The sequence below is a fragment of the Pseudomonas sp. PS01297 genome, from assembly GCF_029959305.1.
GTDB classification, from domain to species: domain Bacteria; phylum Pseudomonadota; class Gammaproteobacteria; order Pseudomonadales; family Pseudomonadaceae; genus Aquipseudomonas; species Aquipseudomonas helleri.
Genome location: NZ_JASCPQ010000108.1, coordinates 1 through 15,981, shown reverse-complemented (window position 1 = coordinate 15,981; position 15,981 = coordinate 1). Strand labels below are relative to the sequence as shown.

The 15,981-nt window shown below is 59.3% G+C and carries 12 protein-coding genes and 1 riboswitch; of the genes, 3 read left to right on the top strand and 9 right to left on the bottom strand.

Translation table 11 applies throughout. From position 1 onward, the window contains the following. Nucleotides 1–81: 81 nt before the first annotated feature. The gene (gene metF, locus QMX84_RS22940; protein WP_282364855.1) at nt 82–927 is read right to left on the bottom strand and encodes a methylenetetrahydrofolate reductase [NAD(P)H]; all 846 of its coding nucleotides are present in this window, start codon (nt 925–927) and stop codon (nt 82–84) included. A 71-nt stretch (nt 928–998) separates the two neighbouring features. Continuing rightward, entirely contained in the window at nt 999–2,408 is a 1,410-nt protein-coding gene (gene ahcY / locus QMX84_RS22935; RefSeq protein WP_153336378.1) for an adenosylhomocysteinase, read from the bottom strand. A gap of 22 nt (nt 2,409–2,430) precedes the next feature. Beyond that, a riboswitch (S-adenosyl-L-homocysteine riboswitch) is annotated at nt 2,431–2,537 on the bottom strand. Between the two features lie 198 nt (nt 2,538–2,735). On the opposite strand from ahcY, the gene QMX84_RS22930 reads away from it, so the two are divergent. Together QMX84_RS22930 and QMX84_RS22925 are read left to right on the top strand one after the other, a co-directional pair. Continuing rightward, nucleotides 2,736–3,137: a hotdog domain-containing protein gene (locus QMX84_RS22930; RefSeq protein ID WP_047279442.1), complete on the top strand. Its 402-nt coding sequence runs from the start codon at nt 2,736–2,738 to the stop codon at nt 3,135–3,137. A 114-nt stretch (nt 3,138–3,251) separates the two neighbouring features. Further along, on the top strand, nt 3,252–4,100 hold the full coding sequence (locus QMX84_RS22925; RefSeq protein WP_282364854.1) for a formate/nitrite transporter family protein: 849 nt from the start codon (nt 3,252–3,254) through the stop codon (nt 4,098–4,100). A gap of 82 nt (nt 4,101–4,182) precedes the next feature. Here QMX84_RS22925 and QMX84_RS22920 read toward each other — a convergent pair whose 3' ends face one another. After that, nucleotides 4,183–4,800, bottom strand: coding sequence for a hemolysin III family protein (locus QMX84_RS22920; RefSeq protein WP_048370921.1), 618 nt, complete (start codon nt 4,798–4,800; stop codon nt 4,183–4,185). A 546-nt stretch (nt 4,801–5,346) separates the two neighbouring features. On the opposite strand from QMX84_RS22920, the gene QMX84_RS22915 reads away from it, so the two are divergent. Next, nucleotides 5,347–5,667 carry a DUF3077 domain-containing protein gene (locus QMX84_RS22915; protein WP_262123832.1) on the top strand — a complete coding sequence of 107 codons (321 nt, stop codon included), beginning with the start codon at nt 5,347–5,349 and terminating at the stop codon, nt 5,665–5,667. Nucleotides 5,668–5,817: 150 nt separating this feature from the next. Here the strand turns inward: QMX84_RS22915 and QMX84_RS22910 are convergent, their stop codons facing one another. Genes QMX84_RS22910 through pilG form a run of 6 tightly spaced genes read right to left on the bottom strand, consistent with a single transcriptional unit; the run spans nt 5,818 to nt 15,716 of the window. Continuing rightward, a complete protein-coding gene (locus tag QMX84_RS22910; protein ID WP_153336376.1) occupies nt 5,818–6,291 on the bottom strand; it encodes a chemotaxis protein CheW in 474 nt (157 codons plus the stop codon). Continuing rightward, nucleotides 6,284–12,202 carry an Hpt domain-containing protein gene (locus QMX84_RS22905; RefSeq protein WP_282364853.1) on the bottom strand — a complete coding sequence of 1,973 codons (5,919 nt, stop codon included), beginning with the start codon at nt 12,200–12,202 and terminating at the stop codon, nt 6,284–6,286. The genes QMX84_RS22910 and QMX84_RS22905 overlap by 8 nt, the downstream gene beginning before the upstream one ends. A 24-nt stretch (nt 12,203–12,226) precedes the next feature. Continuing rightward, complete coding sequence (locus tag QMX84_RS22900; RefSeq protein WP_282364852.1) at nt 12,227–14,284, bottom strand: methyl-accepting chemotaxis protein; 2,058 nt, start codon at nt 14,282–14,284, stop codon at nt 12,227–12,229. A 53-nt stretch (nt 14,285–14,337) separates the two neighbouring features. Beyond that, nucleotides 14,338–14,877, bottom strand: coding sequence for a chemotaxis protein CheW (locus QMX84_RS22895; RefSeq protein ID WP_262123837.1), 540 nt, complete (start codon nt 14,875–14,877; stop codon nt 14,338–14,340). A gap of 10 nt (nt 14,878–14,887) precedes the next feature. Next, nucleotides 14,888–15,265, bottom strand: coding sequence for a twitching motility response regulator PilH (pilH, locus tag QMX84_RS22890; RefSeq protein ID WP_262123838.1), 378 nt, complete (start codon nt 15,263–15,265; stop codon nt 14,888–14,890). Nucleotides 15,266–15,308: 43 nt separating this feature from the next. Further along, nucleotides 15,309–15,716: a twitching motility response regulator PilG gene (gene pilG / locus QMX84_RS22885; RefSeq protein ID WP_048370938.1), complete on the bottom strand. Its 408-nt coding sequence runs from the start codon at nt 15,714–15,716 to the stop codon at nt 15,309–15,311. Between the last annotated feature and the right edge of the window lie 265 nt (nt 15,717–15,981).

The following is a 15,981-nucleotide window of genomic DNA, read 5'->3' as shown; positions in this document are numbered from 1 at the left end:
TGGTAGCACCACGGTTTATCAGCAAACCGGGTGACGCCCATCGCGAGCAAGCCCGCTCCCACAAGGGCGATGCAGTGTGGATCAGCGTGGCAGCTTCAGGTTGTTCCAGATCGCCAGGCTCGGCTCAGACTGGTTCAAGGTATAGAAGTGCAGGCCCGGAGCGCCGCCATCGAGCAAACGCTCGCACATTTCGCTGATCACTTGCTCGCCAAACGACTGGATGCTGTTCGCATCATCGCCGTAGGCTTCCAGTTGCTTGCGAATCCAGCGCGGGATTTCTGCACCGCAAGCGTCGGAGAAACGCGCCAACTTGCTGTAGTTGGTGATCGGCATGATGCCCGGCACGATCGGGATCATGACGCCGGCCGCACGTACGCGCTCAACAAAGCGGAAGTAGCTGTCGGCGTTAAAGAAGTACTGGGTGATCGCACTGTCGGCGCCAGCGTTGGCCTTGCGCACGAAGTTGCTGATATCGTCTTCGAAATTGCGCGCCTGAGGGTGCATCTCAGGGTATGCCGCCACTTCAATATGGAAGTGATCGCCGGTTTCTTCACGAATGAAGCTCACCAGGTCATTGGCATAGCGCAACTCACCGCTGGCCATCCCCATACCCGAAGGCAGGTCGCCACGCAGCGCGACAATACGCTTGATACCTGCGCTCTGGTACTGAGTCAGCAGGCCACGCAAGTCGTCCTTGCTGTCACCGACACACGACAAGTGCGGGGCGGCAGGGACCTTGGCTTCGCTCTCCAGTTGCAGCACGGTGTTGATCGTGCGGTCACGGGTCGAGCCACCAGCACCGTAGGTGCAGGAGAAAAAATCCGGGTTATAGGTCGCCAGATGGCGAGCCGTGTTCATCAGTTTTTCATGTCCAGCATCGGTCTTGGTCGGGAAGAACTCGAAGCTGTAACGACGGTCTTGGGACATGGTCAAATCCTTGGCAATACAAAAGCCGAATACAAGCCCGCCCCCATTAGGGGGCGGGCTTGGCGATCCAATCAGTAACGGTACGCTTCAGGTTTGAACGGACCTTCAACCGTCACGCCGATGTAGTCGGCTTGTTGCTGGGTCAGTTGAGTGACCACGCCACCGAAGCCGCGAACCATTTCCAGGGCCACTTCTTCGTCCAGTTTTTTCGGCAGTACTTCTACGGTCAGACGCTCAGCTTGCAGTTCGGCAGGCAGGTCAGCGTATTTTTGGGCGAACAGGAAGATCTGCGCCAGTACCTGGTTGGCAAACGAACCGTCCATGATGCGGCTTGGGTGACCGGTGGCGTTGCCCAGGTTTACCAGACGGCCTTCGGCCAGCAGGATCAGGTAGTCGTCGTTCTGCGGGTCGAACTCGCCAGCGCCAGTGCGGTGTACCTTGTGCACTTGTGGCTTCACTTCTTCCCATGCCCAGTTTTTGCGCATGAAAGCGGTGTCGATTTCGTTGTCGAAGTGGCCGATGTTGCACACCACAGCGCGTTTTTTCAGCGCAGCCAGCATGTTCTTGTCGCACACGTTGACGTTACCGGTGGTGGTCACGATCAGGTCGATCTTGCCCAGCAGGGCCTTGTCGATGCTCGCTTCTGTGCCATCGTTCTGGCCGTTGATGAACGGCGAAACCACTTCAAAGCCGTCCATGCACGCTTGCATGGCGCAGATCGGGTCAACTTCGGAGACTTTAACGATCATGCCTTCCTGGCGCAGGGATTGAGCCGAACCCTTGCCCACGTCACCGTAGCCGATGACCAGCGCTTGCTTGCCGGACAGCAGGTGGTCAGTACCACGCTTGATCGCATCGTTCAGGCTGTGACGGCAGCCGTACTTGTTGTCGTTTTTGCTTTTGGTCACCGAGTCGTTCACGTTGATCGCCGGGATCATCAGCTCGCCTTTGGCCAGCATGTCCAGCAGACGGTGTACGCCGGTGGTGGTTTCTTCGGTCACGCCGTGGATCTTTTTCAGCATGGCCGGGTATTTCTTGTGCAGCAGCTCGGTCAGGTCGCCGCCGTCGTCGAGGATCATGTTGGCGTCCCAAGGCTGGCCATCTTTCAAGATGGTTTGCTCCAGGCACCACTCGTACTCTTCTTCGGTCTCGCCTTTCCAGGCAAATACCGGAATACCGGCAGCAGCGATAGCGGCAGCGGCCTGGTCTTGAGTCGAGAAGATGTTGCACGACGACCAACGCACTTCGGCACCCAGGGCAACCAGGGTTTCGATCAGTACGGCAGTCTGGATGGTCATGTGGATGCAGCCCAGAATCTTCGCGCCCTTGAGCGGTTGTTCTGCGGCATACCGACGACGCAGACCCATCAGGGCCGGCATTTCGGATTCAGCGATGAAGGTTTCGCGACGGCCCCATTGGGCGAGGGACATATCAGCGACTTTATAGTCGGTAAAACCTGCAGGCGTGTTTACAGCGCTCATTAAGAGCCTCCATTCGTTTAATCGCGAATGGGCGCCGTTGTGCGTTTAGTGCTTGCTCAGGGAACCCTGAACAAACAACGCCCCATCCGAGCCTGACAGGTAGAACCTGCTGCAGCGCCCCTCGGACAGGTGGCGGGAAAACGGTACCGGGTGAACATGACCGTTTTTGAAGCGAGGGAGATTATAGCCATCCGCGCCTGGGTTCCCAAGGGTTTATCCAAGGCTTTTTTATTTGCTTAATCGAGACCATAGTCCAAGGTTAATAGAGCTGAGCGCCGAGGTCTGACATCATGGCCGGCATCTAAGGCAAGACGGTCAGGAGCGAACATGAATTTTCACACCCGCAAATGGGTTAAACCCGAAGACCTCAACCCCAACGGCACCCTGTTCGGTGGCAGCCTGCTGCGCTGGATCGACGAAGAAGCGGCGATCTACGCCATTGTTCAGCTGGGCAACCAGCGCGTCGTGACCAAGTACATCTCCGAAATCAACTTTGTCAGCGCCTCGCGCCAGGGCGACATCATCGAGCTGGGCATCACCGCTACCGAATTTGGCCGCACCTCGATCACCCTGACCTGTGAAGTGCGCAACAAGATCACCCGCAAAAGCATCCTGACGGTCGACAAAATGGTCTTCGTCAACCTCGGTGAAGACGGCCTGCCAGCACCGCACGGCCGCACCGAGATCAAGTACGTCAAAGATCAGTTCCAGGATGAAAATCAGGCCTGATTACCTTTGACCTTGTCCCCGCTGCCGCGGGCTGCGGCAGCGATTACAGGTTTTGAGTGAACAGCCACCGATGGCGCGTGTCGTACGCTTATACACGCCACCGGTCATGCGCTCATGAACACTGAAAACAGCGGCAAAACGCCCAACCTGTCGGCTGATGAAAAGCACGACATCAGCAAAAACCAGCCCCCGCGTGCCGCTGTCCTGCACGAAATCATTCGCCTGCAAGGTGATCAGGAACTTGAGCGCAGCATTGCCGCCCTGTTCTGGTCAGCCCTGGCGGCGGGCCTGACCATGGGGTTGTCGTTGATGGCCATGGGCTTGCTCAACTCTCGCCTGCCCGACGCCGAAGGGTTCAAGGTCATCGCCAGCTTTGGTTACTGCGCGGGCTTTTTGGCGGTCATTCTCTCTCGCCAGCAATTGTTCACTGAAAACACCCTGACGGCGGTATTGCCGATCATGAGCAAACCCACGTTGAACAACTTCGGGCGGTTGTTCCGGCTCTGGTCCGTAGTGCTGATCGGCAACCTGATGGGTACTTTTCTGGTGGCCTACGTGATGCTGCACTTGCCGATTTTCGATACCCCGACCGACGAGGCCTTTCTGGAAATCGGGCGCAAGGTGATGGAAAACGACGTCAGCCAAATGTTCGCCAAAGGCATTGTCTCGGGCTGGATGATTGCAACCATGGTCTGGATGATCCCGTCCATGGAGAGCGCCAAGATGTGGATCATCATCCTCATCACCTACCTGATGGCGCTCGGTGACTTTACCCACATCGTGGTCGGTACCGCTGAGGTGTCCTATCTGGTCTTTGCGGGCGAGTTGCCATGGAAAGACTTCTGGCTGATCTTTGCCGGCCCGACACTGGCCGGCAACATCATCGGCGGCAGTTTTATCTTCGCCCTGATCAGCCACGCGCAAATCCGCAGCGACACCAAAAAGCCGCTAAAAAAAGCGTAATACGGCCCTGTAGGAGCGAGCTTGTCTCGCGATCTTTTGATCTTTTTAAAAGTTCGCAAGACAAGCGGGCGCCTACAGTCGTCTAGATCACGTAATGCGCAATAGCCACAAAATGCAGCAGGCTGCCGCAGATGACAAACAGGTGCCAAATGCCGTGGGCATGCCGCAGGCGGTGGTCGAGGGCAAAAAAGATAATCCCCACGGTGTACATCACCCCGCCCGTGGCAAGCCAGATAAAGCCCGCGGTCCCTAGCGCAGCCAGCAAAGGCTTGACCGCCACCAGCACAATCCAGCCCATCACCGCGTAAATCACGATCGACAAGATGCGCGCTTCAGAACGCGGCTTGATCTCTTGCAGCATGCCGATCACCGCCATGCCCCAGACAATCCCGAACAGCGACCAACCCCACGGCCCGTGCAGCGTCACCAGGCAAAACGGCGTGTAACTGCCAGCGATCAGCAGGTAAATCGACAGGTGATCAAACTTCTGCATGATCACCTTCGAACGCCCACGCACGCTGTGGTAAACCGTCGACACGCTGTACAGCAGCACCAGCGTCACGCCATAAATGGCCGCGCTGACAATTTTTTGCGGACTCCCGTCCAGACACGCCACCACCAACAACCAGATACTACCTGCCGCAGCCGCCACAGCCCCCACCAAATGGGTCCAGGCGTTGAGCTTTTCCCCGTGATACATGTGCAACATCCTCAATAGCCGATAGTGCGACGGTGCCACTGGTTACAACATAAGGGCCAACGTCGCGACCTTAAAGGGCAAGGGGGGGGTAAATCGAGATGGGGTTATTCCTGACCTGACATTTCAAGCGCATGAGTACAACCGATAAACAGTCCCAAAAAGGGAACGACAGGTCCCTTTTTGGGACTTATCAAGCCATCCGACAAAACAAGCCCATTGCACGCTATATCGGACGCGTCCCTTTCCCTTGCCCGAACTTTCCGAGACAATCCCGCACGCATTGCGCCTGAACGTTTACGCGCCTAGTCTCGCCCTGCCGCTGAAAAAATACAGCGGTCGGGTTTAGCAGCTCGGACAACGTTAGGCGTTTATCGCCCCCCTTCAAATCAGGCGCTACTTTTGGTCTGAATTATATGGTGGTCGTGCGCAGGGCACCTTCGGGTGCGCCGGGTCCCTAACGTTCCGGTCTGCTAACCTGCGCTCGGCTGCCACCCATCGTTTAGCAGCGAAGTTGGCAGCCTCTAACCACGTTAGGAGTTAGCCACAATGTTAAAAATCACCCCCGACCCACCGCATGACGGTTCGTCTGTCCCAGCGCCTGGTGTTGACCTGATGAATAATCAGGCAGCCATAGTTCGGGCCTTGAGTTTTTACTTGCCTGACACGCCACCGCCCCCTGTCAACTCCGACACCGAAGAAGCTTTGGTGCATGCATCAAGCTTGTTGCGTTGTGCCAGCGTCTCAGCAGTTGAAGCAAGCAACCATTTGGACGGGACACAGCGCGATCTGGTGTTGTCGGTGCTGCACTTGGTGGATATGGCCAGAACACAGGTTGAAAAATCCTTGAGTAGCCTCAACCCACGCTGATCCGGACATGCGCCTGTTTCGCGGCAGGCGCATTAACCTCCAGAAACAGCAGGATAAAAAATCGAATCAATAGACTGCACAACCCCCTGTAGGAGCGAGCTTGTCTCGCGATCTTTTCAACGATCAAAAGATCGCGAGGCAAGCTCGCTCCTACACGGGGTCGGGCGTTTCTGGCTCGCTACCCGACAGCACCAGCCTCTCCAATCCCAGTAGATCCGGGATTTTTGCCACGCTCTCGCCCACTTGCACCGCCGCGCGTTCGAACGGGCTGAGGGGCACGTCGACGAAGCTCAGTTGGCTGTCGAGCCGGTAAGAGCGCGGGATGCCTTGCACCACCAGGCCGATGAATTTGAGGCGCGGGTCGCCGCTCAGGGTGTTGAGGATGACAATGCGCGCGCGCTCGCCGATGACCAAGGGGCCGCCGCAAGCCGCTTCGAAGCTGATCAGCGGCAGTTCGCGGTCGCGCCAGTTGATTTGCCGGACGTGCCAGGACGGTGAGTCGATACTCGGCTCGCCACGCTGCCAGTCGATCAGTTCGGCAATCGCCACGTTGGGCAGGAGCAAGTAGCGGTCGGCCAACGGCAAGAGCAAGCAGGTCAGGCTGCCAACGCGGTGATCAAGCATGGAAGTTGCTCCAGTAGGCAATGCGTTCCAGCAACACCGACTCTTGATACGGCTTGCCCAGGTAGTCGTTGACGCCAATCGCCATCGCGCGGTTCTGGTGCTTTTGCCCGGTACGCGAGGTGATCATGATGATCGGCAGGTCTTTGAGACGCGGGCTGTTGCGCACGTGGGTGGCCACTTCAAAGCCGTCCATGCGCGGCATTTCGATGTCCAGCAGCATCAGGTCCGGGATGTGGTCTTCGAGCACGCTCATGGCGTCGACGCCGTCTTTGGCAGTGATGACGTTCATGCCGTTGCGCTCGAGCAAACGGCTGGTCACCTTGCGTACGGTCACTGAGTCGTCGACCACCAAAACCAGCGGCGGGCGCACCGCCGGGGTGAATTCCAGTACGCCGTTGGCTTCATTGATCGCCTGCTGCAAGGGCTGACGCGCCTGATGTGCACGCAGGTAGGCGAGCAGATCGAGGATCAGTACCACGCGGCCATCACCCAAAATGGTCGCCCCCGACACGCCTTGCACCCCGGTAAATTGCGGGCCAAGGCTTTTGACCACGATTTCACGCGAGCCCGCCAGCGCATCCACGTGCAAGGCCACCCGCTGGTCATTGCAATGCACCAGCAACACCGGCAGCGAATGGTTTTGCCCGATCAGTTGGGGTTTGCCCACGGTTTGCAGCAATTCGCCCAGGTAACGCAGGTCGTAATCCTGGCCCGCGTAGTGGTACATGGGCGGGTCGAGCTGGTAATAGTCTTCAAGCTCGTTGGGCATCACGCGCACCAGGCCCTCAACAGTGTTAAGCGCGATGGCGTATTGCTCGTCGCTGCACTGCACCATCAAGGCACGGTTGAGTGACACGCTGAACGGCAGGCGGATCTGAAAGTGCACCCCTTGGCCCGGCACCGAGTCGATGGTCATGTTGCCGCCCAGTTGGCGCACTTCTTCGTGAACCACGTCCATGCCGACGCCGCGCCCGGAAATCTGGGTGATTTTTTCAGCGGTAGAGAAGCCCGGCTGCAAGATGAACTGCAACACGTCACGGTCGCTGACCATCATTTGCGGGTCTAACAGACCGCGCAGGATGGCCTTGCGCCGCACCGCTTCGAGCGGCACCCCGGCGCCATCATCGCGAATGTCGAACACCACGTCGCCGCCTTCGTTGGACAGCTCCAGGGTAATCAGCCCCTGCGCCGGCTTGCCGCTGGCCTCGCGGACAGCGGTAGGCTCAAGCCCGTGGTCCACGGCGTTGCGTAGCATGTGTTCAAGCGGCGCAACCATGCGCTCCAGTACATTGCGGTCGATTTCAGCTTCGGCGTTGATCACGCTGAACTCGACCTGCTTGCCCAACTCAGAAGCCACTTGGCGCACCACGCGTTTGAGGCGCGGCAACACCCGTTCGAACGGCACCATGCGGGTGCCCATCAGGCCTTCCTGCAACTGGGTGTTCACCCGCCCCTGTTTCTGCAGCAGGCTGTAGGCGTCCTGATTGCGCGCCGCCAGGGTGGCCTTGAGGTCGAGCAAGTCCGAGGCGGACTCAAACAGCGCCCGCGACAGTTGGTGCAGTTGGGAATGGCGGTCCATTTCCAGCGGGTCAAACTCGTCGTAAGCCACGCCATCGACTTCGGCGTGCTGGCGGCTGTGAATGCGGCTTTGGGTTTCGGTGTCGAGCCGACGCAACTGATCGTGCATGCGCTCAAGGGTGGTCTGCATTTCGTTGAGGGCGATCTTGCCGTCGTTGACCTGCTGCTCCAGACGCCCGCGAATCATCGAGGTTTCGCCCGCCAGGTTGACCAGGTCTTCGAGCAATTCGGCCGGCACCTTGAGCATGTCCAGCCCTGTGCGCTCGGCCTCGGGAAGCAACCCGGCGGCGGGCTCGGGCTTGCTCACCGCCGGGCTCTGGACGGCTTGCCGGACGCTGCGTTCAACCCGCTGAATATGCTCGATCAACACCTGTGGCGAAGGCACCGGCTGACCGCTGCGCAGAGCGTCGAGCATCTGCGCCAATTGGTCGTGGCTGCGTTGTAACAAGGTAAACAATTCAGCGCTGGGAGACAGAAAACCTAATGAAATGTCTTCAACCAGGGTTTCCAGCTCGTGGGCAAAATCCCCGATGGCGCTGATTTCGACCATCCGCGCCCCGCCTTTGAGAGTGTGCAGGTCGCGCAGCAGGTTTTCGTCTTCAACGGTGTTTTGCGGCTCGGCCTGCCAACGCACCAAGGCCGCACCGGAGCTCTCCAGCAGGTCAAACGCCTCTTCCAGAAAGATATCCAGCAGCTCCGGGTCGATGCCGTTTTGTGGCGCAGCAGGCGTTGTCTCTGGCGTGGCGTTACTCGGCTCAGTTGGGGCTGCGTTGCTGTGCCGAAGGGTGCGAATGGCCTCGATCAGTTCGCTCGGTTCGTCCAGAGGCGTGTGGTGACGCAGTTGTTCGAGCATCACCAGCAGTTGTGCATGGCAGAGTTCCAGCAGACGCGCCAACGTCGGGCTCTCGCTCAAGCGGCGGTCCAGCAACCCTTCGTATAAGTGCTCCAGCTCGTGGGCCAGATCGCCAATCGGCACGATACCGGCCATGCGCGCGCCGCCCTTGAGCGTGTGCAAGTCTCGTTGCAGCGAGGACAACGGCGCCAGGTTGTCGGGCTCATTGATCCAGCGCCGCAAGGCGTGGCTGGTGCTGTCGAGAATATCCACCGCCTCTTCGATAAAGATGGCGACGATTTCATCGTCCTGCGCGTCGTCCTGCCCGGCATCCAGTTGCGCCGTGGCGGCGCCCAGTTCTGTGATGTCCAGGGTCTGGTTGCCTTCACGGCGGATCAGGCCGGTAGCGTCCGGCGCCAAGCCTTCATGCAGCAGCGCCTGTAGCGCGTCGATGCGTTGCGGTTGTGGGGTGATCTCTTGCCCGGCGGCCAATTGGTCGAGCATGTTGATCAGCGCTTCCTGGGCCTCGTCGGCCTCCTGAAAGAACCGCTCGCTGACCACCAGGCTGCTTTCTTCTACCGCGCCGTACAGGTCGAGCAAGGCTTCGCACAGCGCATCTACGGGCTGCAGGTCGAGCAAAAAGGCCGACTCGCCCAAGTCGGTCAGTTGGTCCAGCAGACGCTGGAGGCCGTCGCGCTCATGGGGGTGTTGCCGCCAGTGGCGCAACAGCGTTTCGGCCTCGAACAGAATGTCCATGCTCTGGCCCAAAAACTCGCTGATACGCTGCGGGTCCCGCGGGGCCGTCAACGTGCCCGAAGACGCATTCAGGGCCATGTCCAACCGTTTGCTGACCCATAGCCCGATGCGCTCGATCAAGGCCCGGGCGCCACGGATCTCGGCCAGCGGATCGAGGTCCAGCTGTTTGAGGCCGCGATGCAGCAAGCTGTCGGCTTCAAGCAGCAAGTCAATTTCTTCAACGTCCAGCTCAAGGTGATGGGCCTTGTACTCACGCACCAGGTAATCCAGCGGCGCCGCCAGCTCGGCCATTCTGAGCACGCCCGCCATGTGCGCGCTGCCTTTGAGGGTGTGCATGGCCAACTGCAAATCGTCTGTGGCGTACAGCGGCACGTGCTCGCTGGCCAGGTCCAGAAAGTGGTTAAGGCTGTTGAGGTGGGTTTGCGCTTCCTGGCGGAAGATATCCAGCAATTGCGGATCAAAACTGCCGCTCTGCTGCTCGATCTGCAGCGGCTGCGGGCGCCCCTTGGACAGGCTGTGGGCGCGGGCCGCGAGCTGGTCGACATCGTGATGCTGACGCTGGCTACGATCGGCGAATTCCTGGATCAATTGCGGCAGGAGCACCAGCGCCTCTTCCAGCAATTGATCAATCGCTGGGGACGGCGCGACTTTGCGTTCGATCACCCGGTTCAGCAAGTTCTCAACGGCCCAGGCCAGCTCCGCCAGCACCAGCGCACGCACCATGCGACCGCTGCCCTTGAGCGTATGAAAGGCTCGCCGCAGTTCGGCCAACGCGGCGCTGTCGGCCGGGTTAGCAACCCATTGCGGCAAGGCGTCGTGCAGGGCAATCAAGACTTCGTCAGTCTCTTCCAGAAAGACTTCCAGCAGTTCTTCATCCACCGGTTCTTCGTCTACCGGCGGTGGCAACAAGCTTTGCGGGATGTGCTGCGCGGGCGGGTTCAACGGCAGCGGGCCGGCCAATACCTGCGCCAGGCTCTGCATCACCTGAGGGTCATCCGGGGTCTGCACCGCTGACCTGGCCTTGACGGGAGGCGCGTTGAGCGACTCATCGAGCACCAGCACATTGCGCTTGGCGGGCGCGTAACCCAGCGCTGTGAGGCTCTTTTCAGCGCGCTCCAGCACCTTCTCGCTGGCGGCGCCGGGGTCCAGCGCCAAACGCTCCAGGTAGTACTCGATGCTGATCAACGCATCCGCCAACTGATCAAGCTGCGCGTTGGCGGGCAGCGGGCCCGCCAACAAATGCTCTTCGACAAAATCGTGACAGCTGTTGAGCAGGCCAGCGACCCGCCGCAGCGGGATCATCGCCAGCGCGCCACGGATCTGCGTCAGCACGCCAAGCAACGGTTGCAGGTGCTGGCGGTCGTGACCGTCGGCGAGAAAATCAGTGATCAGGTCTTTGACCTCTTCAAGGCCAATACGCGCTTCTTTGATCACCAGTTGGTGAATCTGAATCAGATCAGTGGTGGGCAGGCGGCTCTCTTCCCGCGAAGACGGCTCGACATTGCCGACCATCCCGGCCAGCGTGGCTTCGACGTACAGCAAGGCGGCAGCCACATCCATCAACACGGCGTCTGTCGGCTCGCGCTGCCCTTGGGCGATGCCCTGGACCACCGCCAACTGGTCGATGATGACTTTTCGCGGCTGGCCAAAACCGAGCACCGCCAAGGTGTCGGCGATCTGGCGCAACGGCGCCATCAGGCTGCTCAACTCGGACACGTGTAAACGGTCACTGCGCACAAACAGATCGAGGCGTTCCTTGACCCGCACCAGCTCTTCGCACAAGGCCGACACCACCGAACGCATGGCATCACGGTCAGGCCCCGCCAGCCGCGCCCGCTCTTCGTCGACCATGGCCGCATCGGGCATGGCTTCGTCCAGCTCGTAACGGTTTTTCAGCGCGAGCATCTTGGTGGTCGGCTGTTCGGCCTTGGCGATGTAAAACAGCAAGCTGGTGAGCAGTTCATCCGGCGCTGGCTGGTTGACGCCCTCAATACCTTGCTCCAGCAAGCGATTGAGTTCTTTGTCGGACTCATTGAGCAAGCTGCGCAACGCCGGGCTATTGGCCACACGGCCGCGCAACATGCCGTCCAGCAAGGCCGAGGCGACTTTCCACAACGCGTTGATGGGCGCGCCCTGGCACAGGCTTTCAAGTTGGCTGAAAACATTGGCCAAGCGCTCCAGATTGCCGCGCACGTCTTCCTCACCCTGCAAACCGTTTAACGCGGCTTGCAGCGCGTGGCGCAGGGTCATGATCTGGCGCGGCCATTCGGCGGGGATCAAGTGCGCCAGGGCGGTTTGATCCAGTGTCGGCAATGTCTGTAAATCGGGGCTGAACAGGCTGGTTTCTGACAGCAGGCTTTCGCCACGGGCGGTGCGTAGATCGTTGATTAACGGCAGCACCACCAGCGGCCAGTCACGCCGGGCCGTGTGAACGCGGTCCAGGTACAGCGGCAACTGGTTGAAGGCTTGCATCAACAGGCGCAGGGCTTCTTCGGTCTGGCTGACACGGCCCTCCTGCAAGGCGACCACTAAGTGTTCGGTTTCTTCGGCCAGCAGGGCGGCACCATAAAACTCCACCATCAGCAGGCTGCCGTGCACCTGATGAATACACGCCAGGCATTGCTCCAACGCCTCGGCAGCGGGCTGCAGGACATAGTCCTCCAGCGCCGTACGCGCCTGTTTCAAGGTGTCGGCAATCTCGTCTTTAACCCATTCGAGGGCTACGTAGTCGCGCCGGTCAACCATAACAACTCCAGTCTGAATGTCGCACTACTGCGGCTCTCGGGGTTTTGGCGAGGCGGGCAAGGTGAAACCGGACACCGAGCGGCGCAGTTGGCTGGCCATCTTGGCCAGATTGCCAATGCTGTCGGCGGTGGCGGTCGAGCCGGACGAGGTTTGATTGGTGATTTGCTGAATGACGTTCATGGTCAGGGAGATCTGCGCAGCCGAGCTGGTTTGCTCTTGCGCTGCGTTGGAGATGCGCTGAATGAGGTCTGCGAGGTTTTGCGACACCCCTTCGATCTCTTCCAGCGCCACCCCGGCGTCGTGGGCCAAGCGCGCACCGCGCACCACTTCGGTGGTGGTTTGCTCCATGGAAATCACCGCTTCATTGGTGTCGGCCTGAATAGCCCGCACCAGCGTCTCGATTTGCCGGGTTGCCGCCGACGAGCGCTCCGCCAGACGCTGTACTTCGTCCGCCACCACGGCAAACCCGCGCCCGGCGTCACCGGCCATGGACGCCTGAATAGCGGCGTTCAACGCCAGAATGTTGGTCTGGTCGGCAATGTCATCAATCAGGCTCACAATGTCGCCGATTTCCTGCGAAGACTCGCCCAAGCGTTTGATGCGCTTGGCCGTGTCCTGGATCTGGTCGCGGATGTTGTCCATGCCGCGAATGGTGTTGTGCACCACTTCGTTGCCTTTGTTGGCAATCGCCACCGAACGCTCGGCCACCGCCGAAGACTCAGAGGCGTTGGCCGACACTTGATCAATCGACTGCGCCATATGCTGCACCGACCCGGACGCCTCGGCGATCTGCTGCGCCTGATGCTCCGAAGACTCCGCCAGTTGCATGGCCGAGGCCTGGGTTTCCTGCACGGCGGCCGCCACCTGGCCTGCTGTCAGGTTGATGGTGGCCACCAGCTCGCGCAGTTGGTCGATGGAATAGTTGATGGAGTCGGCAATGGCCCCGGTGAAGTCTTCGGTAACCGAAGCAGTCACGGTCAGGTCGCCGTCGGCCAGGTCTTCGATTTCATCGAGCAGCCGCATGATTGCGTTCTGATTGCGCTCGTTCTTTTCAGCGGTTTCACGCAGTTGGCGATTGGTTTCGCGAACCATCACCAGCCCGATCAGGATGATTGACGCCAGCGCCAGCAAGCCCAGAACGTAGCCACCGATGATGTCCAGCGAGCGACCGTTGGCCAGGTTTTCAAAGCCGTTGGCCAGGGTTGAGGCTTCATCGAGCAGGGTCTGCGACAGGCTGAAAATGGTGTTGGCGGCTTCGCGCACGTGGAACAGTTGAGGCGAGGTTTCGAGGATTTCATCCACCGAGCCCGAGACAAACTGGAACAGCTCGGAAATCTCCAGCAGGCGGGCGCGGGCGTCCTTGTCTTCGACTTTAGGAATGCGCAGCCCGTCATTGCCTTCGAGCATGGCATTAAGCACTTGGCCGAAGCGGTTGGCATCACGGCCAAACGCATCGGCCGCCTGCGCCGCCGTTTCATCGCCCGCCAGCACTGTATTGACCGCGCCTAATATGCGCTCGGCCAGCAACGACTGGCGCTGGGCCAATGCCACCTGGCTGGCCGGGGCGCCGCGCTGTAACAAAATTTCGACGACTTTTTCGTACTCAACCTGTAGCTGCGGCACGGTCTCGGCCAAGGTAGCCGCCACTTGGTGCAACGACAGCACGGTTTGCTCACTGGCCAGAATCGCGTTGGTGCTTTCCAGCAACTGGTCCCAATCGCGCTGAACCGACTGCATTTCTTTGCGCACCGCTACCGGCGCAGGCGGCAAGCCGGTGCTGGGGTCACCTTTTTGCAAGTACTCCCAACGCTGGCTGAAGTCGTTGCGCGCATCGCCCAGCAACTTGAACGCGGCGGCCTTGCCAGCGGCAGCTTCGGTGGCGTTTTTGGCGATGCGCTGGGACAGCACGCGTAACTCACCCGCGTGGCTGATGTATTGCTTGTCGTAGTTGGACTGGGTGTTGAGGTAAGCAAAGTTGGCGAACAACAGCATGATGAACACGATCAGGGCGATAAAAAGCACGATGATCTGCGAACGACTGCGCGACCCTTCCAGTGGTTTAGCGGTATTGGCTGTGCTCATCAGTCAGGCCTTGGCATCCCGTAGTAAAGCAAAAGGTAAAACGCGTGCCCCACTCACACCGCGACGGCCCAGAACTGGGGCGCCTGGGCCAGCACAAACGGGCTGAACACCCACCACTCTGGCTGGCCGGCAAAGCGTCCCTGGATAAAAGGCACCAACATCAGGTTGGGTAACGCCTGCACGTGGGTGTCCAGCTCCGGTTGGTCAAAGTGCTGCATGCCCAGCACTTCATCCACCTGCAAGCCAACAAACACGTCTTTGTATTCCAGCACCATCACCCGCCGTTGCTTGCGCAGGGGCGACGGCTCAAGCCCGAAAAAGCTGCACAGATCAATGATCGGCAACAATTGCCCACGCAGGTTGGCCACCCCTTTGACCCACGGCTTTACCCCCGGCAGCAAGGTAAACCGTGGCTCGTGGAGGATCTCGGCGATTTCGCCCATGGGCGCCACAAAACAATGCTCGCCCATCCGAAAACCGATGCCGCTCCAACTCCCGGCCTGTGCCTGCACCGGCGCCAGACCTGCTGCCAAAGCGCGGCAGCGTTGGTCTATCTCAAACAGCAGTTCGAAGGCGGTCAGTGAGTCAGGCATTGGCAGGCCGTCATTGAGGGTGGCTGTCAGCCAGCACGTTCTTGAGCGTCAGGATCAGCTTTTGCTCGTCTACCGGTTTGGTGATGTAAGCCTTGGCGCCCTGACGCGTTGCCCAGACCATGTCGGTTTCCTGGTCTTTGGTGGTCACCATGATGACCGGAATATGGTTGGTTTCCGGGTCTTTGCTCAGTTGGCGCGTGGCCTGAAACCCATTAAGGCCGGGCATCACGATGTCCATCAGCACCGCATCGGGTTTTTCCTGACGAGCCAGGGCCACGCCATCGGCGCCGTTTTCAGCCTTCAGCACGACATGACCATGTTTTTCCAGCATGCCGGTCAGTTTGAACATTTCGGTCGGCGAGTCATCGACGATCAGAATGCGAGCCATGGTGTTCCCCATCTAAAAGGTAATCGGCCCTCGGGGCCGAGCGTCATTGAACGTTCGGGACGATATCAAAACCCGGTACATGGGCCTTGATGGCATTCAGCAGTTCATCTCTGCTGAAGGGCTTGGTCAAAAATTGATCAGAGCCGACTATGCGTCCCTTGGCCTTGTCAAACAAACCGTCCTTGGAGGACAACATGATCACTGGAGTCATTTTGAACGCCCGGTTGTTCTTGATCAGGGCGCACGTCTGATAGCCATCCAGGCGCGGCATCATGATGTCGACAAAAATAATGTGTGGATGATGGTCAACAATCTTGGCCAACGCATCAAAACCGTCGATGGCCGTAATGACCTCGCAGCCCACGTTTTTCAGCAAGGTTTCAGCGGTCCGGCGAATGGTTTTCGAGTCATCGATCACCATCACCTTCAAGGCGCTGGAATGCGTGTCCATAGGTGCCCTACCATCGCCACGGCGAACCGTTTTGTTACAACTGTGTCGCCTAAAACCGCAAATCCTTGAAGGACAAGGGCTGTAAGCACTGTGCGAGCCTTTTTAGCACAGTCGCGACCTGCAATCTATCAGACGGTTTTTCCTTGACCATCCACCGCAGTCAGCGCCACTCTTGCGCCAATTTCGAGAGTCAGCAGATGACCTGTAGGAGCGAGCTTGCCTCGCGATCTTTTGATCTTTTTAAAGATAGCGAGGCAAGCTAGCG

Coding starts and splice junctions, on each gene's coding strand:
- QMX84_RS22895 (WP_262123837.1), bottom strand. CDS start 14,877: ATGCCTGACTCACTGACCGCCTTCGAACTGCTGTTTGAGATAGACCAA.
- QMX84_RS22920 (WP_048370921.1), bottom strand. CDS start 4,800: ATGTATCACGGGGAAAAGCTCAACGCCTGGACCCATTTGGTGGGGGCT.
- pilH (WP_262123838.1), bottom strand. CDS start 15,265: ATGGCTCGCATTCTGATCGTCGATGACTCGCCGACCGAAATGTTCAAA.
- QMX84_RS22915 (WP_262123832.1), top strand. CDS start 5,347: ATGTTAAAAATCACCCCCGACCCACCGCATGACGGTTCGTCTGTCCCA.
- QMX84_RS22910 (WP_153336376.1), bottom strand. CDS start 6,291: ATGCTTGATCACCGCGTTGGCAGCCTGACCTGCTTGCTCTTGCCGTTG.
- QMX84_RS22930 (WP_047279442.1), top strand. CDS start 2,736: ATGAATTTTCACACCCGCAAATGGGTTAAACCCGAAGACCTCAACCCC.
- QMX84_RS22905 (WP_282364853.1), bottom strand. CDS start 12,202: ATGGTTGACCGGCGCGACTACGTAGCCCTCGAATGGGTTAAAGACGAG.
- QMX84_RS22925 (WP_282364854.1), top strand. CDS start 3,252: ATGAACACTGAAAACAGCGGCAAAACGCCCAACCTGTCGGCTGATGAA.
- pilG (WP_048370938.1), bottom strand. CDS start 15,716: ATGGACACGCATTCCAGCGCCTTGAAGGTGATGGTGATCGATGACTCG.
- metF (WP_282364855.1), bottom strand. CDS start 927: ATGTCCCAAGACCGTCGTTACAGCTTCGAGTTCTTCCCGACCAAGACC.
- ahcY (WP_153336378.1), bottom strand. CDS start 2,408: ATGAGCGCTGTAAACACGCCTGCAGGTTTTACCGACTATAAAGTCGCT.
- QMX84_RS22900 (WP_282364852.1), bottom strand. CDS start 14,284: ATGAGCACAGCCAATACCGCTAAACCACTGGAAGGGTCGCGCAGTCGT.